At 35.1% G+C, this 25599-nt stretch carries 24 protein-coding genes; 5 read left to right on the forward strand and 19 right to left on the reverse strand.

Annotated features, from left to right (window positions below; genetic code table 11):
- Nucleotide 1: 1 nt before the first annotated feature.
- From BR77_RS04970 to BR77_RS05020, 11 genes are all read right to left on the reverse strand, one after another.
- On the reverse strand, nucleotides 2–400 hold the full coding sequence (locus BR77_RS04970; protein ID WP_015076019.1) for a hypothetical protein: 399 nt from the start codon (nucleotides 398–400) through the stop codon (nucleotides 2–4).
- A gap of 27 nt (nucleotides 401–427) precedes the next feature.
- Nucleotides 428–4954, reverse strand: a complete 4527-nt coding sequence (essC, locus tag BR77_RS04975; RefSeq protein ID WP_016356388.1) for a type VII secretion protein EssC — start codon at nucleotides 4952–4954, stop codon at nucleotides 428–430.
- A 14-nt stretch (nucleotides 4955–4968) separates the two neighbouring features.
- Complete coding sequence (gene essB, locus BR77_RS04980; RefSeq protein ID WP_010050368.1) at nucleotides 4969–6234, reverse strand: type VII secretion protein EssB; 1266 nt, start codon at nucleotides 6232–6234, stop codon at nucleotides 4969–4971.
- An 18-nt stretch (nucleotides 6235–6252) separates the two neighbouring features.
- Entirely contained in the window at nucleotides 6253–6504 is a 252-nt protein-coding gene (locus BR77_RS04985) for an EsaB/YukD family protein (RefSeq protein WP_015076016.1), read from the reverse strand.
- 6 nt (nucleotides 6505–6510) lie between these two features.
- The gene (locus BR77_RS04990) at nucleotides 6511–6987 is read right to left on the reverse strand and encodes a hypothetical protein (protein WP_035064129.1); all 477 of its coding nucleotides are present in this window, start codon (nucleotides 6985–6987) and stop codon (nucleotides 6511–6513) included.
- Between the two features lie 18 nt (nucleotides 6988–7005).
- Nucleotides 7006–10356: a type VII secretion protein EsaA gene (gene esaA, locus BR77_RS04995; RefSeq protein ID WP_236700901.1), complete on the reverse strand. Its 3351-nt coding sequence runs from the start codon at nucleotides 10354–10356 to the stop codon at nucleotides 7006–7008.
- A 223-nt stretch (nucleotides 10357–10579) separates the two neighbouring features.
- On the reverse strand, nucleotides 10580–10876 hold the full coding sequence (locus BR77_RS05000) for a WXG100 family type VII secretion target (protein ID WP_015076013.1): 297 nt from the start codon (nucleotides 10874–10876) through the stop codon (nucleotides 10580–10582).
- A 526-nt stretch (nucleotides 10877–11402) separates the two neighbouring features.
- Nucleotides 11403–11948, reverse strand: coding sequence for a cysteine hydrolase family protein (locus BR77_RS05005; protein WP_010050360.1), 546 nt, complete (start codon nucleotides 11946–11948; stop codon nucleotides 11403–11405).
- Nucleotides 11949–11983: 35 nt separating this feature from the next.
- Entirely contained in the window at nucleotides 11984–12676 is a 693-nt protein-coding gene (locus BR77_RS05010) for a 5'-methylthioadenosine/adenosylhomocysteine nucleosidase (protein ID WP_015076012.1), read from the reverse strand.
- Nucleotides 12677–12729: 53 nt separating this feature from the next.
- A complete protein-coding gene (macP, locus tag BR77_RS05015) occupies nucleotides 12730–12972 on the reverse strand; it encodes a cell wall synthase accessory phosphoprotein MacP (RefSeq protein ID WP_202883511.1) in 243 nt (80 codons plus the stop codon).
- Between the two features lie 14 nt (nucleotides 12973–12986).
- Nucleotides 12987–13550: an NUDIX hydrolase gene (locus BR77_RS05020; RefSeq protein WP_010050355.1), complete on the reverse strand. Its 564-nt coding sequence runs from the start codon at nucleotides 13548–13550 to the stop codon at nucleotides 12987–12989.
- Nucleotides 13551–13791: 241 nt separating this feature from the next.
- Between BR77_RS05020 and BR77_RS05025 the strand changes: the two genes are divergently transcribed.
- The 5 genes from BR77_RS05025 to BR77_RS05045 all read left to right on the forward strand — a co-directional run bounded on the left by BR77_RS05025 (nucleotide 13792) and on the right by BR77_RS05045 (nucleotide 17560).
- Nucleotides 13792–14502 carry a 5-bromo-4-chloroindolyl phosphate hydrolysis family protein gene (locus BR77_RS05025; RefSeq protein ID WP_051120422.1) on the forward strand — a complete coding sequence of 237 codons (711 nt, stop codon included), beginning with the start codon at nucleotides 13792–13794 and terminating at the stop codon, nucleotides 14500–14502.
- Nucleotides 14503–14541: 39 nt separating this feature from the next.
- Nucleotides 14542–15768 carry a toxic anion resistance protein gene (locus BR77_RS05030; protein WP_010050351.1) on the forward strand — a complete coding sequence of 409 codons (1227 nt, stop codon included), beginning with the start codon at nucleotides 14542–14544 and terminating at the stop codon, nucleotides 15766–15768.
- A gap of 173 nt (nucleotides 15769–15941) precedes the next feature.
- Nucleotides 15942–16196 (forward strand): GlsB/YeaQ/YmgE family stress response membrane protein, encoded by a 255-nt coding sequence (locus BR77_RS05035; RefSeq protein ID WP_010050349.1) that lies wholly within the window; start codon nucleotides 15942–15944, stop codon nucleotides 16194–16196.
- A gap of 119 nt (nucleotides 16197–16315) precedes the next feature.
- Nucleotides 16316–16762, forward strand: coding sequence for a hypothetical protein (locus BR77_RS05040; RefSeq protein WP_010050347.1), 447 nt, complete (start codon nucleotides 16316–16318; stop codon nucleotides 16760–16762).
- Between the two features lie 87 nt (nucleotides 16763–16849).
- On the forward strand, nucleotides 16850–17560 hold the full coding sequence (locus tag BR77_RS05045) for a glucosamine-6-phosphate deaminase (RefSeq protein WP_015076008.1): 711 nt from the start codon (nucleotides 16850–16852) through the stop codon (nucleotides 17558–17560).
- An 83-nt stretch (nucleotides 17561–17643) separates the two neighbouring features.
- On the opposite strand, the gene BR77_RS05050 is transcribed toward BR77_RS05045, so the two are convergent.
- The 8 genes from BR77_RS05050 to BR77_RS05085 all read right to left on the reverse strand — a co-directional run bounded on the left by BR77_RS05050 (nucleotide 17644) and on the right by BR77_RS05085 (nucleotide 25584).
- Nucleotides 17644–18582 (reverse strand): alpha/beta hydrolase, encoded by a 939-nt coding sequence (locus BR77_RS05050; protein ID WP_015076007.1) that lies wholly within the window; start codon nucleotides 18580–18582, stop codon nucleotides 17644–17646.
- A 246-nt stretch (nucleotides 18583–18828) separates the two neighbouring features.
- Entirely contained in the window at nucleotides 18829–19545 is a 717-nt protein-coding gene (gene budA, locus BR77_RS05055) for an acetolactate decarboxylase (RefSeq protein WP_015076005.1), read from the reverse strand.
- Between the two features lie 37 nt (nucleotides 19546–19582).
- Nucleotides 19583–21247 carry an acetolactate synthase AlsS gene (gene alsS / locus BR77_RS05060; protein WP_015076004.1) on the reverse strand — a complete coding sequence of 555 codons (1665 nt, stop codon included), beginning with the start codon at nucleotides 21245–21247 and terminating at the stop codon, nucleotides 19583–19585.
- Nucleotides 21248–21627: 380 nt separating this feature from the next.
- Nucleotides 21628–21828, reverse strand: coding sequence for a cold-shock protein (locus BR77_RS05065; protein WP_010050334.1), 201 nt, complete (start codon nucleotides 21826–21828; stop codon nucleotides 21628–21630).
- 147 nt (nucleotides 21829–21975) lie between these two features.
- Nucleotides 21976–22974 (reverse strand): diaminopimelate epimerase, encoded by a 999-nt coding sequence (gene dapF, locus BR77_RS05070; protein ID WP_015076003.1) that lies wholly within the window; start codon nucleotides 22972–22974, stop codon nucleotides 21976–21978.
- A 409-nt stretch (nucleotides 22975–23383) separates the two neighbouring features.
- Entirely contained in the window at nucleotides 23384–24238 is an 855-nt protein-coding gene (locus BR77_RS05075; RefSeq protein WP_015076002.1) for an ABC transporter permease, read from the reverse strand.
- Nucleotides 24231–25148, reverse strand: a complete 918-nt coding sequence (locus BR77_RS05080) for an ABC transporter ATP-binding protein (protein ID WP_015076001.1) — start codon at nucleotides 25146–25148, stop codon at nucleotides 24231–24233. The genes BR77_RS05075 and BR77_RS05080 overlap by 8 nt, the downstream gene beginning before the upstream one ends.
- Nucleotides 25132–25584: a DUF3021 family protein gene (locus tag BR77_RS05085; protein WP_015076000.1), complete on the reverse strand. Its 453-nt coding sequence runs from the start codon at nucleotides 25582–25584 to the stop codon at nucleotides 25132–25134. The genes BR77_RS05080 and BR77_RS05085 overlap by 17 nt, the downstream gene beginning before the upstream one ends.
- Nucleotides 25585–25599 lie beyond the last annotated feature (15 nt).

A 25599-nucleotide genomic window follows, 5' to 3' on the forward strand; every position in this document is an offset into this window, starting at 1 on the left:
TCTAAGCGCGACGTGCTTCCTCTAAAGCTTCCTTATCCTTTTTTGCTTTCTCTTCTTTTTTTCGTTGCTTTTCTTGTGCTTCAGATATGGCTAAAGCTTTATACATCTCATATTGTGCTTTCGCTTGTTGCTTAGCTGATTTCAATCCTGCTTTTTTCTTTTCTTCCTCTGCTAAATACGTTGCAATGTCAGTAGTTAAGGACTCTCTTTTTTGATCAAAATCTTTTGATGGTATTTTCGAATTTGAAAAGTTAGGAACAGAATTTTTATAACTGTCAAATGTAGATTGGGCTTCACTTACTTTTTTCTGATGATACGTTTCACAATCTTTTAAATTTTGATAGAGAGAGTAGTACTTATCTCTTTTTTGTTCTGTTGGTGTTTTAAAAAAATCAAACATCGTTTTCACCTCACTAATTAAATTAAGTTAAACTTTTGGCAATTTTAATTTTTGACCAAAATTATTCCGCGTATAATAAGCTTCATATGGCAATAAGCTTGGTTCATTATAGTTCTTATTACTTGCTTCTAAGATATGTTGCTCATTTAGCTTCGTTAAAACAATTCCTGATTTTTGTTGTTTAAATACATCAGATATTGCATCATAAGCCTTACCAGTTTTATTGCTAATTCCACCCAATACAAAATGCATTCCCATTTTCCAACTATTTTGAATCAATGTTGCAACTGATTTTTCAAAATCTTTTTCTTTTGGTAACATTTCTAACAAACTAGGCATATCTGGAACAAAAATAATAAATGGTTTTACTCGTCCAGCATACTCGGCTAGGGTTAAATCTTCATTTTCATCTAGCAAGTCTTCATATTCATCTTCTCTATCTTCATAAAACACTTGCAGCTTAGCAAAAAATTCTCGGTAGCTCTCTTCATTAGCTAAACTTCCATAATATTCCTTAGTGCTGTATTCTTTTTTAAAGGCACGTTCATTGTTATCTAATAGTGCGAAGTCTATTTCGGCTGCACTATCTACGGCTTTCATTAATACATTTGTCATCGTACTAACCGTTTCAACTGTGTCACCTAAAATCAAAGTACTTTTTTCTTTTTTATAGTCAAGTCCAATAGGCAATACATTTTCAAAGTCTAAGCCAATTGGAATTCCACTCGTTTGTAGCATGTTTCTCGTGGCTTTTTTCGCCACAAATTCTTCAAAATCAAGCACTTCTGGAATCATCGGAATCTCCTCTGGCCGTTCCCCAGTCCAATAAGCATCCATTTCTTTCGCTTCTGATTGAATCGCGTCAATGATATCCAGTGTCTCTTCTCCTTCAGTCGGCAATGCCGCTTGGAACAAGGCTGGATCTTCTAACTTAATCAAGCCACGGCCTGGTAAATCATCAATCGCTAAACTTGTACGTCCCACAATATTTCTCGGTTCCGCATCATCAATCATCTTCAAGGCTAACTGCAACTTAATGTTACTTTGCAGATTCGCGCGCATGCTGGCTGTTCGACCTGCTGAAATAATCAAATGTAACCCAATCCCCGCACCTTCACGAGAAATTTGTGTTAATATTTTTTCCAATGGATCTTCATATTTCATGCCCTTAAAGCCTTCATAGCCATCCACTAAAATCAGAATACTTGGCTCTTCATTGCCACTGGCCTTCTCGTACATGGCTAAATTAGCTACGGCATATTGACTCAACATCTTCTTACGACGTTTAATCTCTGTCGCCATCCGACGAATGAATTTGCCAATCTTCTCATCTTCATCACTATTCATGGTATCCGCAATATGTGGCAAGCTCCGTAATGGTAACAAACCGTTCGTCCCAAAGTCTAACAAATACGCATGAAGTCTTTCTGGATTGTGTTTTCGAGCTAAGCCCATCATAATCGTTTGTAAGAAGGTCGATTTACCAAAGGCAGGACTTGAATAAACAGCCATATGGCCTTCTTTGGATAAATTCAAACTTAAGGTTTCTTGTGCTTGCATCGTTGGAATATCGGCAATCCCAATCACAGGCACCAATTCACCTTTATTTTCCGTTGCCCAAGCTTCTTGATAACTGACTGGGTCTAATAATGGCAAGTAATTCCGGGCAGCCAACGGTGGCAACCACGGTCTTGGCAAGGCTTCAATCCCCGCTTTTTCCGTAATCGCTTGAATCCCATCAATAATCGCATCTAATTCTGTCGGCACAGTCTTCACTTCATCCGCATTTTCCAAGCCACTTAAATCTTCACTTAAAATATCATACTGACCTAAATCATTAATCGCATAAACGGTTAAATCTTCGGCTGTGGATTCGTCTTTATCTGGTTGATAATCCGCACCACTCCACGCACTTTGGAACAATTCATAAATTTCATTATTCCCAACTTGTAAATAAGCTCGACCTGCTTGGGTAATTTCTGCTGCATCTGGCGTTTTCAACATTTCCATTGAATCGGCACGATCCGCTACTTTTAAGGCCAATTTAAATTTCGAGTTACTCCAAATTTGATCATTCACGACACCCGATGGTTTTTGGGTAGCTAGAATTAAATGAATCCCTAACGAACGCCCAATCCGTGCTGTAGAAACCAACTCGGACATAAACTCAGGTTGTTCCGCTTTTAACTCCGCAAACTCATCACTAATTAAGAATAAATGCGGCATTGGATCACTAACATCGCCATCCTTATAAAGCTTTTGGTATTGATTAATATGGTTGACATTATTCTCAGAAAACAAACGTTGACGGCGCTTTAACTCGGCATTAATCGAAATCAGTGCGCGCATACTTTGTGCGCCATCTAAGTTGGTAATACTTCCCAATAAATGCGGCAAGTTACGGAATAAGTTCGCCATTCCCCCACCTTTATAATCGATTAGTAAGAACGCTACATCATAAGGATGGAAATTCACTGCTAAACTTAAAATATAACTTTGGACAATTTCTGATTTACCTGAACCCGTTGTTCCCGCTACTAAACCATGAGGTCCATGTGCTTTTTCATGAAGGTTCAGCATCACAACATCTTCTTTGCCTCGTAAGCCAAGTGGTACAGCTAAACTCTTATGTGGCGAATGCGCAGCCCAACGATCTTGGACATTTAATTCTTCAAAGCGCTCGACTTCGTACATTTCTAAAAACGTCACACTTTCAGGAATACTGTTTTTCAAGTTTTGTAAATGATTTAACGGCGCCAAGGTTCTAGGCAAACGTTCTTTGTCAAAGTCTACTGGGAAATGATCTAAGGCGAAGCTTGTATTTTTTAAATCGCCATTTTCAAGCACCATCACACCAGTATTTCGGTCACGAATATCAATAACCGTCTTAACGTTCTCTGACAAACTACTCATAACATCTTGCACAAAAATAATACTACAGCCTAATTCTGTTGGATCTTCATTAAAGAATTCCATAATTGTATGATCCAGGATTAACTTCACATCCGTAATTAAAACTACGTAATGAGGCGTAAAAATCGTACTATCCGCATCACGTCCGCCTTCTGACTTAGCATTTTGGCGGTTTTTCAGAATTTGCGTCAAGCTATTTAAGACTTGATCGCGACTTCGTTGATGATAAACAAACCCACGAACATTCATATCTTGCAATGTCGCATGAGGCAACCAACGCAACCAGTTCCACTGCTCTAATTCCTCTTCTGGGAAAATCGTAATAAACTGTAAATCATGGTAACTATGGAAAAAGGCCAATTGATTGACGAGTAATTGCAATTGTTCTAAAACTAATGGACGCGGTCCAATATAGCCAATCGGTCCTAAGGTTAACTCCGTTGTCACAGGAACGCCTTCAACATGGCGGCTCTCCGTCCATAAGTTCCGTCCTTCTTGTTCTAAGTCATTTAATTTCTTTTGTCCATCACTGCCTTTGTAGCTAATATCACTACTTGACGGCACCCGACCTAAGCCTAAACGATAGGTTAAGAAATCAAAATGCAACGGTGTTTTTTCATAAATCCGATGATTGTATTGCGCTACTTGTTGAGTTAACGTCACAATATCTGGATAATGATACAATTTACCGACACGTTGTTCTTGATTTAAACGATACAACTCTTCACTTTTCGTCACTAAATACTGATTGTAAATGTGAACCCGCTCCGCAGAGTCAATCTTGTATTGCTTACGACTTTTAATGTAAGAAGAAATGGAGAAAATAGTTGTAACAATTGTCGTTCCTGCCGTAATTAAGACATACGGACCACGTGGCATTAAGAAACTCATCGCAATTGTCGCACCTAACATCATCAATGGCGGTACAATTAATTTTAATAACTGTTCATTTGGTTTAGTTGGTTCACTATCAGGCGTCCCAATCGAAACTTTTTCTTCTGGATCACGATAAATAATTCGCGGTGAACGATGATAGTCTGGATATTCATCATAAAATCCATAGCTTGATGTGGCTAATTTAGGTAAATGAACTTCTAAAGCCCCATCGCCTTCAACATGTAACTCATCTTGGAAAATAGTGACAAAGCTGCCGGCTAAATACAGCACATCGCCAGCTTTTACTAAGACTTTCTCTGCTGTAAAGCGATAGTTTACAAATAAAGCACAGCCTAAAGGTTGTAGTTCCCAGCCTTCTGCTGTTTTAGTCAAGCTGATTTTATCTGAAAAAGCTTTTGGTAATTGCACTACTGCATCTTGATCTGATCCAATATGCCAATTTTTCTCAATAGCTAATTGATACGCCACTGGTAGTCTAGCTTCAATCAGATTATAGCTTAACTCTTCTTCGCCCACTTTAATTTTTTGCGGCTGGTTTACCTCTAAAATCACTTCTTCTGTGCCTTGTATTAAAATCCATTTGGCTTTTTCTGCGTCAAATGCTAACTCTAATTCAAAATCACCAGCATCTTTGAAATAAAGATCATCGTGAGGATTACTCCCAATTTTGTATTGTTCTTTTGAATCTAACAAAAGCTGATGTAAGAATTGGCGATTGCTAATGATTAATTTCACTTTGTTCATTTGCTGATTCCTCCTTACTTATCACCTGTTTTTGTAGGTTCTGCTGCCACTTCATCGGTTGCAGATGAGTCTAAAAATTCATTGGCTTTTTCAGCATCTTCTTTTTGTAACTCTTCATCGGCTTTTTGAACCGCTTCTTGATATTTTTGATAGTCCGCTTCCGCATCCCCTAGTTGTTTCTCACGTTCTGCTCCACTTAAATCTGGATTGTTTTTAATTTGCTCAATTTTTTGTTGTAAGCCATATAAAATCAAGGTATTATCTTCTAATCTTTTCCCGTGCTCTAACGCTTTATCTAGATTTCCACGACCATTTTCAATCCAATAATCTAAATATGTTGGCGCTGATTTCAAACTGATACTCTTCATAATGATGGCTTTTTGCTTGTCTGATAAATCTTTTCCTTGCACATAAGCATAAGCTAATTCATATTTTTGAGTCGCATCAATTTTATCTGTCGCAATCGGTTGTAGCGTTTGAATCACTTGTTCATAATCATTTTTCAAGAAAGCCGTATCTGCCTTTAAAAGTTTTGCTTGATGAGGATTATTAAACCCAACTAAATAAACTAATGGAATCAGCAAAATAATAATCGCCACACTAAACCAAATAGTTAGTTGTTTGTATGTCATAAATTTACGCTTTGAAACCACGCGTAAATTTTTCTCGTCTGCTGCAATCGTTCCTTGATATTCTTTTTCTAGATAGTCCGTAATTTCTTTGACAGACTTTGCATTCGCAATTGTTTTAATAAAATTAGATTCCTTTGCGCGTTCTAAATTTCCACCATATAAACTACTAAAGGTTTGCTTTTTAGAAAACAAAGCAATCACAATTGATTTATACTGACGTAGAAAATTTTCTGCCGTTAATTCAGCTGGTGGCAAACCACTTTTCAAGCCACGATAGGCAATATAAGGCACTAAATTCACATCAAACTGTAGGTTTTCTGGATCTAAGAAGAAGGTATAATAGCTCCCAACATATTTCTCAAAAACAGCTAAATTTAAAGCTGCGCGAATTTTTTCAGCTTGGCTCTTCAGCATCACTTCACTGTAATCTAACCCTAAGGCTAATGGTTCAAAATGGAAAATAAAAGCATCTTCTTCAACTTGCACACTTAAAGGTAAAAACTCTTTTTTCGCTTCTAATAGTAAAGTAATTTCTTCTTCATTGCGCAACTGTGCGTCTGATTTTTTTAAATGCAGTGTCCAATCGGTCTTTTCTTTCGTAATTGTATAGGTTTTATCATCAAATTTAATTATGCTAATCTCACTCACTGGATTCCCTCGTCTCTTTTAATAGATAATAATATGATCGCCAGTCGTAACTGGATAACGGTAAAGTTTTTGATTGTCAGCTAATAATAGTCCTTTATTGACCACTTTCAGCTGATAAATATCGGCTTGTGCTCGTTGAATATGGAGTGTCTGATCCAAATCCATAATAAAGCTTTTGACTGTTTGATGAGTAGACACTCTTAAATCGAGGTCTTTCCCAGGTAAATCTTGGTAACTAACAGTAATATTAATATGGTATTTTTGATCCATTTCTCACTAGACCCCTTTACGGTAATTTGAAACCGAAACAGCCGCACCTGTTAATAAGATGCCTAAACCACTACCTGAAAGCAGTAATGCCGATTTCGTTTCATTTGTTGTACTTGTTTCATTTTTTGCGACTGCAGTTGATTCATGCTGCATCAAACTTTCTTCTTCTGGCTCAGTAAAAAAATCAGTTGCTGAATACAGCTCAACTTTTTTAGAGGGCGTTAGAAAGAATTCCTCTTTTTCTTGCTTTATTTTCTCTTCTTTACGTGTTTTAATCTCGTTGTAACGCTCCATTGTCGCTTCATTAAAGAATGCATCTGTTGCAGTTGATTCTGTATTATTACTCGTATTTTCTTGTTCCAAACGATCGGCTTTAATTTCTAAGCCATTTGGTTCAAGTTTTGTTTCAGCAAAAACGAAACAGCTTGGTACTAGGAAAAAACTTCCTAGAATAAAAAATCTGATTGATTTTTTTAGCATCATTTTTCCTCTTTTCCTAAACTAATTTTCATCTGGTGGTGTTTCCTCTGTCACTTCGGCTTTTTTGGGAAACCAAACAACTAAGTTTAAAATCAGTACAATTGGTATCAAAATAATAAAGCCAAATAAATTTGAAAAAGTATTCGGTACTTGGTTGGCAATATTGCCTAGCAATGATTCTGCTGAGTTTAGTGGAGAGTAGTTCCGAATTTGATAAAGCGCAGCTTCAGTATCTAAGGCTTTCCCGACTGCTTCGGTTAACAGTAGATAAGCTGCGAACAAGAATAAGTTCGCAAACATGCCCAGCATCTTAAATTGACGCAATAAATAACTCGCCAATAGCACAAAGACAATTTGTACAAGAACTACAACTAAAATCCAATTTAATTGCACATCAGGACTCATTTGCTGCATATTGAAACTAATCAGTGCAATCACAATACCTTCAATTATTGCGGCTATTAAACCAAATAATACAATTGGTAAATTTCGAATAAAGAGATTGTCCTCTGTCTCAAAATTATTGACTTGTTTTGCTTGCCAGACTTTTAAATCTAGAACATAGGCAGTAAAAACGGCGGTGATAAACAACGCTACAATAATCAAGTACGGATAATATGCATCACCACTTGAAATACGCCCATTGTCCTTCTCCTTGACTGGAGCGGCTAAAAAGTCGACAAACTGATTATTAATCACGCCATTTTGTTGACCGTTCTTTAAGACTTGGTTAAATGTCTTAGAGAAATTGTCCGTATCATCAACTTGCGTTTGGAAAGCATTCATCAGGTCTTTGGTATTTTTAGTCACTTTCAAGCCACTATTTTGAATTGCCAAAGCGTCCTCATTAAACGCATCAAAAACAGCATTAACTGATTTCAAATCTTCAATATTAGACTCTGAATTTTTCTTCAATCCCTCACTGATTGTCATTAAACTTTGTAGTTCAGATTGAATTTGCTTCGTAGTTGAGTGTTCGCCTTTGGTTAGACTATCTGTCGTTCCCTCTTCGCGTTCCAATTCATTCATTGTTTTTTGCCAAGCGCTTAGATTTTTCAATTGATTTTCAACTTCTTCATTGAGCTTGCCAGCTGTTTCAGTTGTCGTCACAATTTTTTCATCTAATGTAGCCACTTTTAATTCCATATCATCAGCAGAAGCTTCATATTCTGTGAAGTCTGTTAAATAGCTTTCATAAATTTCAATCGGCTCAACAATCATTAAGCGAACTAAAATATCAAAAATATTAAAGCTATTTGTATCATTGATTAACTCATTATATAAACGTGAAGCTTGACGAGGTTTATCTAGGTTATCTAACTTGTTTTCGTCATTTAAGGGTCCAAATAAATCGTTTAATTCGGTTAAAATAGCCACGTATTCCTGAGCATATTCACCGGTTAAAAGGCCGTTTTGATAAGTGCTGGTATTATATTGATTTAGCAAGTTAATATAGGTCGTTTTATCAAAATCCTCTGTTAAGCTCTTATCTGGAAAACCAATTTTAATTGTATTTATGATGGGTGTGCCTGGAATTGAGGTATTTGGTTGTTGTGAATTTGGTGGATCAATAATAATTGGACCACCCCAAACTTCAATGTATGGCGTTAACGTTAACGAAATTTCTTGATTGGCTAATTTTACTAAATCAAATGGTAGATCAAGTCCAGCAATCGGATCTTTATCTTTCAGCTGATACCCAATTTGAAGTGCAAAAATATTTCCTATCCTGTTTAAATCAAGAACCTCTTCAATTTTTAAAGGTTGTTCTGGATTAAATAGACTTTCTAACTTATCTTCTGGAATTGGAACATCTCCACTAGATGTTTGAATGGTTGCACTTGTTACCTTAATTTCAACAGGAATGGTTAAACTTCCAGTTAAACTAGATAGAATACTATAATCTGAAATAGTCCCACTTGTTTCAAAAATTATTTGTTCATACCTAGCATTCTTTTCAATTGCATTAATTTCTACTTTCTGATTGGAAAGGTCTTGGTAATTCCCTTGCTTAACTGTATTCCCTTCAGCATAAGGATAAATTTCCGGATCATTTTCTAATCGTTCCTCATCTGAACCAATCACTCGTGTAAAATTAGAATTTAATCTATACCCTATATAGCCTTTAATCTTTTTCAGATTCTCTTCCATAGGGCCTCTAGTATTTTCATCCAATAAAGAACTATTCACAATCGATGCTTCATTTAAATAGATTAACGAAGAAATTTTATTGGATACTAAATTGATACGATCTCGTTCTTGTTTTTTTATTGTACGTAAATCATCTCTTAATTTTTGACCATTTGAATCAAGGTCTAATAATTGCTGAATACTTATCTTGTCATTACCAATGCCAAATTGGTCTTTTAGTTGTCTTTCAATTTTTCTTGTTAAGACTAATTTATCTTCTGCAAATTGACGTTCCACCTCAGCTTTTTGTGCTAAGATATTGGATTTCACATCAGAGATATAGCTTTCAGCACCATTAATTTGGCTCACTAAAGTATCTTCACTTTTAACAAATTCGGCACCTATAAGTGAATTTTGCAAGACCAATTGGTCATATAAAGCTTGTGTTTCTTCACTACCAAGCTCAGTGTTGTGTTTTGCTACCGACTCAGTAAAATGTAAATAATCAATTTGATTTTTTTCTTGGTCTGTAATCAAGGCTTGTAAATTTTTATCGAAGTCACTTTGATTTGTGCCATAAGCGACTACTGACTCTAAATAATTAGTTAAAACAGATTTGTGCTGATCAATGCCTTTAATCGATTGATCTCCAGCACTTTGAATCGTTGAAAACTGACTCGTATAGCCTTCTAATGGCGTATAGACTGTATTTCCATAAATATCAATTTTTTCAATTTGGTTGCCAATCACTGTTCCAACATTTTTTTGTGCTGTGTATAAATTTTCTAAAATTGATGACACGTAAACGTCTACTAAAGATTTATTTAGCTCCGCAATTGTATTTTTAGCTATTTTGACCGCTTCATTTTCAACATCTTTGTTACCGTTCGCATTAATCTTATAGCTAATCTCTGCTTTTTCCGGTGCGGTCTCATTTAAGCTAAAGGTATTACTAGAAAAATTGCTCGGAACGACAATCATCAAATTATAAGTATCATTGGCTAAACCACTTTCAGCTATACTACGGCTGACAACATACCAATTTTGATTCGCGTCTTTTTCTATTTTTTTCACATAATTTTCGCCTAATGAATAAGTCATTCCTTCAAATTCAGTTCCGACATCCTCATTGACTAAAGCAATCCGCATTTTAGCAACTTGCTCTTCATACTCTTTATCTGCTTTAGAATTTGTAAACAATCCCATATACGTTAGTGAAAAACCTAGGGCAATAACTAACACAAAAAAAGTGTTCCAATTATTAATTTTTTCCTCATATTCTGATCTCCTATTTAAATGCTTTTCTATTTCGCTTCCACAACAAGGTGCCCAGCTCCATAGCAGCATCCTTATCGGTTACATCTATCTTTAATCTTTCATCTACTAAGCAGAACAGTTTTTTTCACACCTTGATGAAAAAAACAGGCGAAAGAGTTGAAACTCCTTCGCCTTTTATAAGGGAGTATTACCCTTGGAAACCTAATTTGCTTGCAATCTCAGCATCTGTATCTCTGATAGTTGTAGCAACTTGATTTAACTGAGTATTGATTTGATCTAATAAGTCAGCAAATTCGTTCACTTTACCACTTAATTCAATAAACTGTTGCTCAAATTTCTCGAAAGCTGTACCATCCCAATTTTGGCTGATGTTATCTTGTTCTGCAGTCAATCGACCTAAAACTTCGCGTACATCTGATGCCCCTGCTGTGTATTTTGTTGCTGATGCTTCTAACTCATCTGGAGTTAATTTAATTTGTACCATTTTACTATTCCTTCTTTCTTTTATAAATAATTAGTTAATAACGTCAATTACACAACATCAGTAACTATCAATTATAATTATACACTATATTAACTAAATAATGTTAAAAAAATTTATTTAAACTTTATATATAACTTCAAAAAACTTTTAAAACCTTTATTTAAGTGTGTTTTCAAATAGAATAAAAACATCGTTCTTTTTTTATTCAAAAACGTCTAAAAAAAAAGTCTTGCATTTCAGGTCGAAATAACCATATAATTCTATCAATTATTTCATTTTTATACTGATGTTATTATTCGGTAAATACAACTAGAGAATAATATGTTTCAAGAAATTTTGTTGTTTTTTAATAAATAAAAAAACAGGATGTACTTCATATGAAATTAATAAATATGAAAGTAGAAACTAGATTAATTAAAATTTGATAAAAAATAAAAAAACTACCAATAGATAGTTTTTCAACTAATTATCTATCTGGTAGTTTTTAATCTTCATAACTCGTTTACACTAGAAATCTATTTTTCTATTATATGATTGTTGCACCTAATGTATTTTTAAAATGGTTTAGTGCCCATTTATGTCCAACTTCATCAAAACTAGCCACTGTCTTTTCCGAAATCACAATACTGTAACCTAAATTATAGGCATCAACTGCCGTGTGGAGGACACAAATATCTGTACAGACACCACTTAAATAAAGTTCCGTGATTCCACGTTCACGAAGACGAATATCTAAATCAGTCCCGCTAAAAGCTGAATAATGACGCTTGTCAATCCAATAGACATTCTTTTCTCGTTGTTTTCTTTCATATAAAGAAGCCAATTCTCCATATAACAATCGGCCTGTTGTACCAATTAAATTGTGTGGTGGGAATAATTTATTTTCAGGATGATAATTATCTTTGCTATCATGTGCATCAATTGCAAAAACAACAAGATCTCCAGCCTCAATAAATTTTTCTGTTAAAGAAACTAAATCAGATTCAATGTTCTGACCAGCAACTCCTGTTGTTAGTGCCCCATCCGTTGCCACAAAATCATTCGTGTAATCAATCGAAAGTAATGCCTTCATTTAAAACTCCCCCTATCTAAAATAATTTATTCAGATTAAGCTAAACTCGCAACTAGCTCTAAAACCATTTCAGCTGATTTTTTCCCTGCTTCAATGATGAATTCATCAAAACTTACTCCCGCTTCTTCATCCGCAACATCTGACATCGCACGAATAATCACAAAAGGTACATCAAATTGATAACAAACTTGAGCAATTGCCGCTCCTTCCATTTCAGAAGCTAGTGCATCTGGAAAATTACTTAGAATTACATCGGTTTGAGCCTGACTAGCAATAAATGAATCACTAGTTACAATTAATCCTTTGACTGGTGTTAAACCCGTTTTTTTAGCTGCTGTTATTGTTTTTTCAATTGTACCTCGATTAGCAATGTAACGAGCTGGCATTTGTGGCACTTGTCCAATGCTATATCCAAAAACAGTAGCATCAACGTCATGATAAGCCATTTCTGAGGCAATCACGACATCTCCAACATGCAATCCCGCTCCAATACCACCGGCTGATCCAGTATTTACAATTAAATCAATATCATGTTTCGCTAATAGTAAAGTTGTTGTTAATGCCGCATTGACTTTACCAATCCCACAACGAACTAAAACAACCTCTACCTCGCCAATCTGTCCCTCAATAAAATCGGCCTTTGCTTCAGTCCATTCTTTTTTGTTGCTCATTTTACTTTTCAGCAATAGAATTTCTTCCTCCATTGCTCCAATAATTCCAATTTTCATGTTCGTTCGACTCCATTCAGCTAGTTTATTTCATATGAACTAATCCAATAGGATTAAATTAAAAAGACAATCGCTAAGACAACAGCTAATAAAAGTGTCACAATCACAATTGCTTTGGTTAAAAAGCGACCTGTTTCACGGCTTTTCTCATTTTCAATCATACGACTTTTCGTGATATGTCCTTCTTTTTCTAACTGTTTTTGATACTCTTTTTCTACTCTTAAACGTTCTTTATCTCGTTTTTTACGTTCTTTTTCTTCTTGTTCTTTCGCACGTTTAAGTTCCGTACGCGTCATTTCTGGTTTTGACACTAGTTATTGGCCCCACTTTCAGCAACACGTCGTAATTTCCACAACAGTAATGCACAAGTTGTTTTAGCATCACACATTTCTTGATTTTCATAGGCTGCCCAAGCTTCTTCAAAACTTAATTCCACTAATTCTAAAAATTCATCCTCATCTTGTGGCAATGGATTCTCGACTTGGGTTAATCCTTCTGCACGATAAAGATGGATGATTTCGTCAGCAAACCCTGGCGCTGTGTAGAAAGACGTTTCATGAGAAAAACTTTGTGCTCGATAGCCTGTTTCTTCTTCCAATTCACGCTTTGCAGCATCCATAGGTTCTGTATCTGTCCCATCAATTTTACCGGCAGGAATCTCCATAATGACTTTTTCTAGTGCTTTGCGGTATTGTTTAACAAAAATCATTTTATCATCGTTGGTAAAAGCTGCAATTGCGACTGCGCCAGGATGTTTAATAATCTCACGTTTTGCTTCTTTTCCATTGGGTAACAAAACGTCATCTAAAAAAAGATCAATAATCGCTCCTTGATAAATATGTTCACGTTTGATTGTTTTTTCTTCAAAATCCATTTTATCCCGCCTCTTCTTAAGTTAGTAGTTTTACTAAACAATCCAACTTTTTCTATTCATTATCCCATATTTCAAGCAAATTTGCATTAGAAGTTCATCATCTTTCTCCCAATAGTTGTAGAAATAAATCCTTCTTTAGTCTCATATGAGTTTCGGGCTATTTTATGCTAGAATAAGGGTACAGCAAATGACCCATAAAAAATTGACTACTGTATAAAATTTAACAATTGGAGTGATTAAAATGAACCATTTATTCAAGAATATCTTTGGTATTCTCCGTTATACGTTGACTAGCGTCTTTTGTGTTTTGGCGTTCCTTGTCTTTATCTTGTTTTTCAAGGTTAGTTTTGGACCGGCTGTTTTAGCCACTTTTATTCTAGGCGGTCTTTTATTTAGTGTTACAGGCCTTAAAAAACAAAGTAAATCTACTGACAAAAAAGCTACAATTGATGAGTCTCTTCATCGCTTAACAGAAGACAAAGAAACCTTTTATAAAGAAGCAGGCATGTCGAAAGAGGAAACTCAGTTTTTCCGTGAAACAATGAATACTGCTAAAAATCAAATTCTAGTTTTAGAACAAAATCTTAAACAAGTCTCAAAACTAAAAGCAATTGAAGCACGTAATAATACGATTCACTTAACTCAGGCTCTATTTAAAGATATTACTAATGAACCGCGCCGTTTACATGAAGTGGATAAATTTTTATACGTACATTTGCCTTCTCTAGTTGATTTAACTGGAAAATACAATGAAATCAACAACCATGAGATTAAAAATAAAACAACTTTCGAAACATTAGAAAAAAGTGCCAGTACTATTGATGAAATGTGTCAGCTGATTGCTGTTGATTACGCAGCTTTTAAAGCAGATGACTTAGCAGAAATGGATTTAGAGATTGAGCTTGCCAAACAGGCCATTGAACGAGATAATGAAGAACAAGAAGAACAATGAGTTTCTACTACACAAAAGAACCACTAAGGAGAGAATCGTATGACTGAATTTGATAAAAATATACCAGAATCCAGCGTGAAGGAAGTTAATAGCGAGTTAGAAGATTTATTAGCGAATCCTTTTTCTGACGCTACAGCACCGTTGAGTTCTACACCGCAAGCTCCTTTACAAGAAAGCAGTAAAGAAGCTGTAGCACCAAGATTAGTTGATCGTTTACCCAAAGAGCGTCAAGTCCAAGCTCAGGCTTTAGCAGAACAAATTGATGTTGGAAATGCCCAAGCAATTATGAGTTACGGGGCTGCTGCGCAACAAAAATTAGGTGAATTTTCGCATAGTATGCTAAACCATGTTCAAAATCAAGATACCGGTGAAATCGGGGATTCTTTAAATGATTTAATGTATCGCTTAAACGAAGCAAATCCTGATGAACTACGTGCAGAAGACAACAATGTCTTTAAGAAAATATTTGGTAAAGTAAAACGTTCTGTTTATGAAATGACGTCTAAGTACCAAAAAATTGGTGCGCAAATTGATAAAATCGCCATAAAACTGGATAAAGAAAAAAGCGGACTATTAAATGATAATATGATGCTTGAGCAACTTTATCAAAAAAATAAAGATTATTTCGATGCATTAAATATTTATATTGCTGCTGGCGAATTAAAAATGGAAGAATTACAAACGACTTTAATTCCGGAAGCTGTAAAAAAAGCTGAAGCTTCTAACGATCAAATGGATGTTCAAATTGTCAATGATTTAAATCAATTTTTAGATCGTTTAGAAAAACGGACTCATGATTTACGTCTAGCTAGACAAATGACGATTCAACAAGCTCCGCAAATTCGTTTAATTCAAAATACCAATCAAGCGTTAGCTGAAAAGATTCAATCATCAATCAATACAGCCATTCCTCTTTGGAAAAATCAGATTGCGATTGCTTTAACACTTTTACGTCAAAAAGATGCTGTTACTGCTCAACGCCAAGTTTCTGAAACCACGAATGACTTGTTGAAGAAAAATTCAGCTATGTTGAAAATTTCAGCAATTGAAACAGCTAAAGAAAATGAACGAGGTGTAATTGATATCGAAACACTTCAACAAACTCAAAATGATTTAGTTGAAACATTACAAGAAACTTTAAAAATACAACAAGAAGGTCGAATCAAACGTAAAGATGCAGAAAAAGAACTTGCTGTTATGGAAACAGATTTACGCGACAAGCTTTTAGCGCTAACAACTGATGATAATAGCGGAAAACGCTACTAAAAAATAAGGAAGAACCTAGGATTTTTAATTCTCCTAGGTTCTTTTATTTGAATAAAAATTTAAAAAAATACTCACTCTACATTTTTTAATATAACAATTTATAAGTCATATCTTTTGATTTGCAACTAAATGTTGTTTATAATAAATAGTGTAAAGAAATGGAGGAAGATAATATGTTAGGTTTTATTTGGTCATTAATCGTAGGTGGCGTTTTAGGCGCAATCGGTGGGATGATTCTTGGAAAAGACGTTCCTGGTGGAATGATTGGCAATATTATCGTTGGTTTCCTAGGCTCTTGGATTGGATCTAGTTTATTCGGTACTTGGGGTCCTGTAATAGGTGGTTTTGCTATTTTACCAGCTCTGATTGGTGCAATCATTCTGATTTTCATCTACTCTCTTATTGTTGGAAACCGCAATAAAAGATAGTCAATAATTAGGCTGAGATTAATAGTCTCAGCCTTTTTTATTTGCTTAAAAACTTTCTTCTCACTTTCACCTTTGTTATACTTATTAAGATAGCACGACTAAAGAAAGAAGGAATTTCAATGGCCATCGAACAATACAAACTTCAATTAAACACCCCTCTCATGACAGTCTGGGATTTTATTTCAATTCCAGAAAACTGGTTACCCTTATTACCAGATTTCATCCGTCTTAACCAACTAAGTCTAACAACTTATCACGTCTTTCTTTATCTTAAGCTAGGACCTATTGATCGCGAAGTTCAACTTGAATTTAATATCCAACTAAATAAACAAACTCATTCTGTTGATTTTACTTTTCATTCAACAACTGGAAAAGTAACAGGATATGGTTTTTTAAAAGCCGATGCACCAACAACAACGACAACAAATTTGACCTTAGCTATTGAAGTCAAATTAAGCGGTAAAACAGGTCTACTTTTTAAACCTGCCTTAACTTCCTTAAAAACCTCTTGGAGCCAAGAAACCTTAAACAAACTTGCTCTTCTTTTAAATGAATCAGAAAACTAAAAATAATTCTTGCTATGTAATGCATTACATCTGCTATACTAAAATTGTAAACGTTTTAATACAAATCAGAAAATTGGAGGTTTTTTTATGAAAATAATTATTGAAGAAAACTATGAACAATTAAGTCAAACCACTGCTCAAATTTTATTAGGTCATATGCACCAAGACAAACGGGTTAATGTTTCAGTGACTGCTGGAAATAGCCCAAAACGTTTTTATGAAATCATCACCCCACTAGTAAAAAATAAAACACATTTAGCAAATGTTCACTACTATAGTTTTGATGAAGTTCCATTTAAAGGTGAAGCTGTCGGTATGACTGAAGGCTTGTTACGAGCTGAATATTTTGGACCTGCAGAAATCGCTGAAAGCAACATTCATTTATTATCACCCGATAACTACCAAAAGTTCGATGCTGAAATTGCCAATGCTGGTGGACTTGATGTGATGCTCATCGGAATTGGTGGGGATGGTCATTTTTGTGCCAACATGCCAGATTCAACTCGCTTCGATGCTATGACTCATAAAGTTGATATTTTACCAGAATATCCTTGGTATGACGGCCTTAAAGCAGATGCTGGTGACAAAATGCCAGATGCTTTTTATACAATGGGAGCAGCTAGTATTATGAAAGTGAAGCATTTAGTTCTGATTGCCAATGGAAAACATAAAGCCGACATTCTAAAAAAAGCCTTAGAAGGACCTGTTGACCCAAATATTCCGTCTTCCATTTTAAAATTACATCCTAATTTAACCGTTATTTTAGATCAAGAAGCCGCTTCTGCGCTTGACAAATAAAAAGCTCGTTGAGCCCGTTCAGCTACGATAAGAGCTAGCCTATAAACAAAAAACGACTGGTGAGTTACACACCAGCCGTTTTTTTAATTTGATATATACTTCCCAACAAAGTCTTGAATTTTTTGACTATATTCGACTTTATTTTTTTCATAGGCTTTAGCATGTTCAGAATTGGGCGCAATATATAACTCTTTTTCTGAAGCATTTGCTTCGTAAACTTTATAAACCATTTCAGTTGGCACAAAAGAATCTTGATCCCCATGAATAAAGAGCATTGGCACTTTATTTTTCTTGACTTGTTCTACAGCACTAGCCTCTTCAAAACTATAACCAGCACGGATCTTCGTAACCACACTTGTAATTGGGACTAAAGGAAAACTTGGTAAATTATATAGCTCTTTTAATTGAACATTTAATTCATCGGTAACAGAACTATACCCACAGTCCTCAACAATGACTTTAACATTCTTAGGTAGCTTTTCTCCACTTGTCATCATAACAGTTGCAGCACCCATACTAACGCCATGCAAAGCAATTTCAGTATCAGACCCAACTTTATCAATCATCAATTGAATCCATTGTTGGTAATCTTTACGCTCTGGCCAACCAAAACCAATATAATTGCCTTCGCTTGAGCCGTGACCGCGTGCATCTGGAGCTAAAATATTAAAGCCCATATCATGATACAATTTAGCATACGGTGCCATCTCTTCCAAATTCCCACTGTATCCATGAGCTAAGATCACAACCTTATTACTTGGCTTTTCAGCAGCAATGTAGATGCTCGACAGGACTAAATCATCATTTGAGGTTAACTTAATTTCTTCACGGTCTGCCTCCGTGTACCATTTTTTTTCAGCTGCCCAAGGATCTTTTTTATCAACTTTTTTGTCGTTACTTTCTAAAAAATCTTTCTTATTAATAGCTACAGCAACGTCATAGAAATATAAACCAGCCCCAGCTAAACCTAAAACGGTAATAGTAGCTAAGCTTGATAATCCAATAATAATTTTTTTCTTCATCGTCTAACTTGTACCTCCTACTTAAAAATATGCCTATTTTTTTTATTTAAAGAACTAAAATTCATATCTAGCGTAACGCTAGTCTTTATCAGTTTATATAAGATTTTGACTATTGGCAAGCAAATTAAAGCTTTTAGAAAAATTTAATCTGCTTTTGTAGAATTTTAGTCAAAAAAGCTTTTGAACATGGTACTCGTTTAGAGTACGCCATATTCAAAAGCTTTAATATTCTATTTAGTTGAAAAATCAGCTTTCAGCAAGCTCAATTTCTTTATGAAGATTGGAATCATCAAATTCAGTTTCCATAAAAGTTGCATCATGAATTTGAAAGTGTTGCTCTAACGTCTCAATCGTTTCAATTTCAACTTGACCTCTTTCGATAACAAAATCTAAAACATGGCCACCAAATGTTTTTTGGTCATTGATAAAATGTAAATGAAAACCTGCTGCTGCAGCTCCTTGAAAAAGTGCTGGTGTATAAAAGCCAATAATGGTTCCGTCCATTTCTGTTTCTTGGTACTCAGGTTGATTTTTAGATACATCAATTAGTCGCGGATAAGGCTTATTTTGTTTTGGTACATTTCGGACATGAATCTGTTTAAAATGCCCTTTTATTTTAACAGCCGAAAACGAATTAAGACTACTTAGTTCAAACTCAATCAATTCTTTAACTTGACTGGCAGTCATTGTTTTATTTATTTCATAATCCCTTTCAGCATCAAAATACGTAACAGCCGCATAAGGTACTTTTTCAAGACCGCTTAATTTTTTAAAGGAGCCATCAGATTTCGCTTGGTAAGCTTCTCCATCAATAATAATTAATTCCCCATCTAAAGCATCCATTGTGCCGATTCCGGTATTTCCATGCTCTAGAAGCTCACGAATGGTTAAGGTTCCATCGTACAAGCCTGCCATCAAAGCTCCTAGAGTTCCCTGTTGAAATAACGTTTTATTTTCTGACATTTTTTCGTCTTCCTTTCCTATTTCGATACCCATAAGATTAATAAAACTGATCTGGTAAAATAGTTTTACCCAGCGCTTGATTGTCTTTATAGTCAATTGGAATATCAACAATAACAGGTCCTTTTGTTGCAAAAGCCTCTTTTAATACCTTTTCCAATTCACTTGGTTTTGTCACTCTTAACCCTTTTGCACCAAAGGCATCTGCGTATTTAACAAAATCAACTGGACCAAAATCAACTCCTGAAGAACGACCATACTTCATTTCTTCTTGAAATTCAACCATATTATAGCGCCCATCATTCCAAATTAAATGCACAATATTAAGCTTACGTCTAACTGCTGTTTCCAACTCTTGAGCAGAAAATAAAAATCCTCCATCTCCAGATACTGAAATAATTTGTGTTGTTGGTCGAACCAAAGCTGCAGCTATCGCCCACGGCAATGCGACACCAAGTGTTTGCATCCCATTACTAAAAAGCAAATGACGCGGTTCATAACTTCTAAAGTGACGTGCCATCCAAATATAATGACTCCCAATATCAACTGTAACAGTCATCTCGTCAGTCACTAATTTTTGTAGCGTTGAAATAACAGCAAGTGGATGAGTATAAAGTGCATTTTCATCAACCGGCGGAATATCTCTTTGAGCTAATTTTTCTTGGAGACTGTTTAAATAAAGAGTAGAATCATCGTCTAACTTGTACCCTTTTAAATAAGGCAATAAAAAGTCTAACGTTTGGGCAATATCCCCAACTAATTCTTTTTCTGGTTGAAAATACTGGTCAATCTCAGCAGGTGTACTATCAATGACGATAATATCTGCATCTGATTCAGCATTCCAATTACGTGCTTCGTATTCAATCGGATCATAACCAATTGTAATCACTAAATCACTGCGTTTCAATAACATATCACCTGGTTGATTACGGAATAAACCCACTCGACCAAAGAAACTTTTTTCCAATTCTCTAGAAATAATTCCCGCCCCTTGAAAGGTTTCTACTACCGGAATATCGGATACACGAACAATGTTGCGGATAGCTTCTGTGATTTCTGGGCTAGAAGCACGCATGCCTAATAAAAAGACAGGCAACTTCGCGGCTTTAATTCTTTGCGACAATAATGTAATCTCAACTGGGCTTGCTGGACCCAACTTAGGTATCTGTAAAGGTGCTATCACTTTATTTTTAATTGGAGAATCAATCACATCTTGCGGAATACTGACAAAACTAGCGCCCTGTTTTGCTCCTTCTGCAGCGCGATAGGCATTAGCTAAAACTTCAGAAATATTCTCTGGTTCTTGTATTTCAGCACTATATTTTGTAATCGGCTCAAATAAAGCCGCATTATCCATACTTTGATGAGTCAATTTTAATAAATCAGCACGCTTAACTTGACCTCCAATTGCTAAAACAGGATCGCCCTCTGCCGTAGCAGTGACTAAACCTGTTGCTAAGTTACTAGCACCTGGCCCACTTGTTGCAATCACTACTCCTGGTTTTCCTGTAATTCGACCAATTCCAGCTGCCATAAAAGCGGCATTCTGTTCATGTCTCGCAACAATTAATTCCGGTCCTCCATCCACTAAACGATCAAATACACGATCAATTTTAGCACCTGGAATACCAAAAACGTACTCGACTTCCAGATTTTCTAAACTTTCTACAACGGCATCTGCGCCATACTTATTTTCTGATTTCATTCGTTTCCCACCTATTTCGTTTATTACACAAAACTAATGATACCATAATTTATAAGCATAACAAGTATTTACAACTTACATTAAAATTTAGAAAGAATGTGAAAAAACAGATAAATTAACAAGGATATAAAGTAGAACGCTTTCTTATTTAACCTGTCTCATTTTTGGTTTGTAGTACTTTTCTAGTAATATTAAAATTTCCTCATTTTAACTTTATTTTTCTATACAATTTTGTATTTTTCAGCAAACCAAAATTTTCGGATTACATCGTCCCCTTTTGGTCGATGCATACTGTGTTTCTAAGTTGATAAAGCAACAAGAACCACAGAAAAAAAGAACAGCCATAAATGACTGCTCCTGGAAAATCGTATTTTAGTTAATTATAGTTTTACAACGTTAGCTGCTTGAGCACCACGATTGCCTTCAACGATTTCGAATTCAACAGGTTGACCTTCGTCTAATGTTTTAAATCCGTCACCTTGGATTGCGCTAAAGTGTACGAATACATCTTCTCCGCCTTCAACTTCAATAAAGCCAAAGCCTTTTTCACCATTAAACCATTTTACTGTACCTTTTTCCATATTGCTGTCTACCTCCAATAATTCTTTTTATAAGAGATTCAATAACCAAATTTAGGTTATATGAAACTATTACGCCTATATTATAGCCTAACTAAAATTGTTATGCAAGGGGTTCCTATACCTCTATAGCAGTCTTTCATGATAAAATCATTTATTTACAAGTTTCATTTGAGCCTCTTTTACAAATTCTTGATAGGCATCATTTTCATTTAACATCTTGATATCAACATTATCAAAACGTTGGTTTAATAAATCCTCTAACGACAGTTCAATTTTTTGAACAAATGTAGCATTGCCAATTAATTCCATCCAATAATCATCCTCTTGATCCTGGTGAACTAAGGTTTGAACCATACCGCCGGGATTATAAACGGAAATTTTTTCATTAAATTCTCCAGATTTTAAGAGTACATACATTAAACTACTAGCCGACATAGCTGTTCCACAAGCATTTGTAAAACCTACTCCTCTTTCATAGGTTTTAACAAAAATCTGATTTTCACCTAAAACTTCTACAAAGCTGACATTAACTCCGTCAGGAAAATAAGGATTAGCGCCATTTACATAGGTCGCTATTTTTTCTAACAAGGGTCCATTTAACGTTTCGTGATCAACAAAAGCAATCAAATGTGGATTAGGCACTGCGACTGCCGAAAATAATAAGCCCTCTGCTAGCTCAGGGAATGGTTGATTAATAAACGTGTCTTCCTCAGTATTTAATGGTAAAGTTGACGTATGGAATGAAACTGGTGAAATCTCGACTTGATACGTAGCTACATCCTTGCCAATTTCTTTAGCTTTTTGAACGAGTAAATCAGCATGTAGGGTTTCAATTTTAAAATAATCCATTTGTTCCTTTTCAGCTACATAGCGAGCAACCGTTCTTAGACCATTGCCACACATACTAGCTTCGCTTCCATCATTATTAATAACCCGCATCTTAGCTCGAACATCCGAGTGATGATGACTGGATTTACTAACTAAAAGGACACCATCTGCGCCATGTAACAATCCAGTTTGACGATTCGTTACGATTTTAGTTAATTGGACCAACTCTTTTTCAGTTAAAGTACGATCTAAAAGTGTTTCATCTAAAATAAAAAAATCGTTTTCTGAACCATGAACCTTTGTTAGCTGTATTTGCATCGTATATCGTAGCCCCTTTACTATTTTCTCCTACCTATCATAGCATAAATCAGGGAATTTTTCTATTTGCCATGCCTCTTGGTGCGTAGCACCTTAGAGGCATGGTATCCATCGGTCTGGAAAGACCGATGGAATCCTATAATTGGTATTAAAATTTTTAAGCTAGCACAGTATGTCTGGAAGACTTAAGTGATTGTAAGGATCAAAGTCGTCCTGACGGCCGCTTTGTACCATTTCGCTAAAGGGTAAAACCCTTAACCTCAATGGCATAATTGGTATTAAAATTTTTAGGCTAGCACAGTATGTCTGGAAGACCTAAGTGATTGTAAGGATCAAAGTCGTCCTGACGGCCGCTTTGTACCATTTCGCTAAAGGGTACACCCTTAAGCGAAATGGCAATGGCAAAGCATCAGGAACTTTTCTTCTTTCTTAATACAGTCAATAACAAAAATAGGCATCCCGTACTAATTAAAATGAAAAAAGCTAAACGGCTTGTTACCAACTGATTCCCAATAAATAAGTTCACACCTAAATTTTCTTTTAAAGAGTCAACCATACTACTTGGAGCATCAGCAAAAATAGTCTTAAAGCTACTATCTAGTATATTATTTCTTAATAGCCCGGCACTATACGTCATCGGGAAAAATTTCATAACTGTTTGAACAATTCCAGGTAATTGTCCGATTGGCAAATAAATTCCAGCTAAAAAACCAACTAAGGTTCCAACAATTGCAGAAATTGAACTATAACTCGTTCTTGATTTTATAAAACTGATGACAAAAAACATCATCGCAATTGAACAAAAAGCATTCACTACAATCACACCTAAAATTGGCACTACCACTTCCCAACTAACTATTTTCAAACCTAATTGAGCCAAGTAAAAATAACCAATAATAAAAGCTAGAATAGTGAAACTAATCGTGATAATTAAAGCGGTCATTAAATAGCTTAAAACAATTTTAAACCGTGAAATAGGTGCGACCATCAAACCTTTTGTTGTCCCAGTTAAATCATCATCAATTTTGATACTAAAGATTCCCATAGAGAGTGTAACTGGCATAACCGTTATGATTCCAGCTAACACCCATGCTTTTACAAATAAATCGATTTTTTCGATTCCTGCTGTGTCTGCTTCAATGGCTTTAGTTAAGTTATTTCCCAAAAAAACAGCATACAGAACAATAATTATAATCACAGTTAACATGGATGTTAGTACGCCAATTGGATCTCGAAAATAAATTTTCATCCCACGTCTAATCATTATTTGTCCCTCCTTTGATTAATGCTAAAAAGACATCATCTAAATTGCCTTTACGGACTTCAAAAGATTGATACAGATCATTTAGTTCATTTAATAAATGCAAGGCTTCATCTGTATCTCTAACCTGGATTCGAATGAAATCAATTCCTTCAGTGTATCCTAGCTTTCGTTTTTCACATTCTATTTTCAAATCTTCTAAAGAAGTCTTATACAAGTTTAATGAATCCCTAGAATACTTATTTCGTAGCTGGTTGGGAGTTCCTAAAGCAATTAATTCTCCATGATTAATAACCGCAATTTTATCTGCTTCCGCCGCTTCTTCCATGTAATGTGTTGTTAAAAAAACTGTCATACCTAATTTTTCTCTTAAATAAGTAATTGTTTGCCAAACTTGAACTCGTGTTTTAGGATCAAGCCCTGTTGTGGGCTCGTCTAAAATTAAGAGTAACGGACGATGAATAATTGCTCTAGCAATTTCTGCACGACGCTTTTGTCCGCCAGATAAAGTTCCAAAACGTTGCTTTAATATATCTGTTAAGTGAAGTAAATTCTCTAAAAAATCAAGTTGTTTGTTTAACTCATTTTTGGATAAGCTATAAATTTTACCCCAGAATAACAAATTCTCTTCAACTGTTAATAAACCATCTAGCACATTATCTTGAAAAACAATCCCGATTTTTTGTCGAATTTTGCTGTTTTCTTTGCCTACCTCTAAACCATCTACAAAAATAGAACCAGATGTAGGCTTAATTGCCGTTGAAATCATATTGATTGTCGTTGACTTTCCAGCACCATTAGGCCCTAAGAAAGCAAATAAACTGCCTTTTTCAACCTTCAAATCAAGAGAACTAACAACTTCTTTTTGCTGATATTTTTTAGTTAATCCTTGAATGTTAATTAGATTCGTCATGTTTCTTCATCCTTTCTTTATATAGATTTAAATTCTGATTAATTTTCTGAGAAGTTAAATGATCTTTAAAGTAAAACACAAGCCATAGTATGCTATATGTGCCAATGATAAGCAAAGTCAGAACCCAAAATTGTTGTGTAGTTTCAACCCAATTGAAGAGGATAGCACTTAGCAATACACTCGTCATTATGATTAAAAAATGTAGAAAAGAACGAATAAGTACAGCTTTTTTACTATAGTTTTCTTCACTACTAAATAACAGTTGTTGAAAAAAACTAATAATTGCTGAAATGAACATAAGAACAAGCAGCACGTCTATAGAAACAAATGGTTCTTTGTAAATACTTAAATATGCCAACATAGACAAGGTACTTCCTGTAAAAATAATACAATATCTTTGAATAAAACCTAAAAATTTATCTCTAGCATTTTCCACTTTTTTTCCTCCTAT

The organism is Carnobacterium maltaromaticum DSM 20342, assembly GCF_000744945.1.
GTDB classification, from domain to species: domain Bacteria; phylum Bacillota; class Bacilli; order Lactobacillales; family Carnobacteriaceae; genus Carnobacterium; species Carnobacterium maltaromaticum.

Excerpts from the sequence above, each read along its gene's own strand:
- BR77_RS05050 (WP_015076007.1), bottom strand. The coding sequence starts at position 18,582 with ATGAAGAAAAAAATTATTATTGGATTATCAAGCTTAGCTACTATTACC.
- BR77_RS04990 (WP_035064129.1), bottom strand. The coding sequence starts at position 6,987 with ATGATGCTAAAAAAATCAATCAGATTTTTTATTCTAGGAAGTTTTTTC.
- macP (WP_202883511.1), bottom strand. The coding sequence starts at position 12,972 with ATGACGCGTACGGAACTTAAACGTGCGAAAGAACAAGAAGAAAAAGAA.
- budA (WP_015076005.1), bottom strand. The coding sequence starts at position 19,545 with ATGTCAGAAAATAAAACGTTATTTCAACAGGGAACTCTAGGAGCTTTG.
- BR77_RS04985 (WP_015076016.1), bottom strand. The coding sequence starts at position 6,504 with ATGGATCAAAAATACCATATTAATATTACTGTTAGTTACCAAGATTTA.
- BR77_RS05040 (WP_010050347.1), top strand. The coding sequence starts at position 16,316 with ATGGCCATCGAACAATACAAACTTCAATTAAACACCCCTCTCATGACA.
- BR77_RS05045 (WP_015076008.1), top strand. The coding sequence starts at position 16,850 with ATGAAAATAATTATTGAAGAAAACTATGAACAATTAAGTCAAACCACT.
- BR77_RS05005 (WP_010050360.1), bottom strand. The coding sequence starts at position 11,948 with ATGAAGGCATTACTTTCGATTGATTACACGAATGATTTTGTGGCAACG.
- BR77_RS04970 (WP_015076019.1), bottom strand. The coding sequence starts at position 400 with ATGTTTGATTTTTTTAAAACACCAACAGAACAAAAAAGAGATAAGTAC.
- essC (WP_016356388.1), bottom strand. The coding sequence starts at position 4,954 with ATGAACAAAGTGAAATTAATCATTAGCAATCGCCAATTCTTACATCAG.
- BR77_RS05030 (WP_010050351.1), top strand. The coding sequence starts at position 14,542 with ATGACTGAATTTGATAAAAATATACCAGAATCCAGCGTGAAGGAAGTT.
- BR77_RS05075 (WP_015076002.1), bottom strand. The coding sequence starts at position 24,238 with ATGATTAGACGTGGGATGAAAATTTATTTTCGAGATCCAATTGGCGTA.
- BR77_RS05020 (WP_010050355.1), bottom strand. The coding sequence starts at position 13,550 with ATGGATTTTGAAGAAAAAACAATCAAACGTGAACATATTTATCAAGGA.
- BR77_RS05025 (WP_051120422.1), top strand. The coding sequence starts at position 13,792 with ATGAACCATTTATTCAAGAATATCTTTGGTATTCTCCGTTATACGTTG.
- BR77_RS05035 (WP_010050349.1), top strand. The coding sequence starts at position 15,942 with ATGTTAGGTTTTATTTGGTCATTAATCGTAGGTGGCGTTTTAGGCGCA.
- dapF (WP_015076003.1), bottom strand. The coding sequence starts at position 22,974 with ATGCAAATACAGCTAACAAAGGTTCATGGTTCAGAAAACGATTTTTTT.
- BR77_RS05010 (WP_015076012.1), bottom strand. The coding sequence starts at position 12,676 with ATGAAAATTGGAATTATTGGAGCAATGGAGGAAGAAATTCTATTGCTG.
- BR77_RS05065 (WP_010050334.1), bottom strand. The coding sequence starts at position 21,828 with ATGGAAAAAGGTACAGTAAAATGGTTTAATGGTGAAAAAGGCTTTGGC.
- alsS (WP_015076004.1), bottom strand. The coding sequence starts at position 21,247 with ATGAAATCAGAAAATAAGTATGGCGCAGATGCCGTTGTAGAAAGTTTA.
- BR77_RS05080 (WP_015076001.1), bottom strand. The coding sequence starts at position 25,148 with ATGACGAATCTAATTAACATTCAAGGATTAACTAAAAAATATCAGCAA.
- BR77_RS05000 (WP_015076013.1), bottom strand. The coding sequence starts at position 10,876 with ATGGTACAAATTAAATTAACTCCAGATGAGTTAGAAGCATCAGCAACA.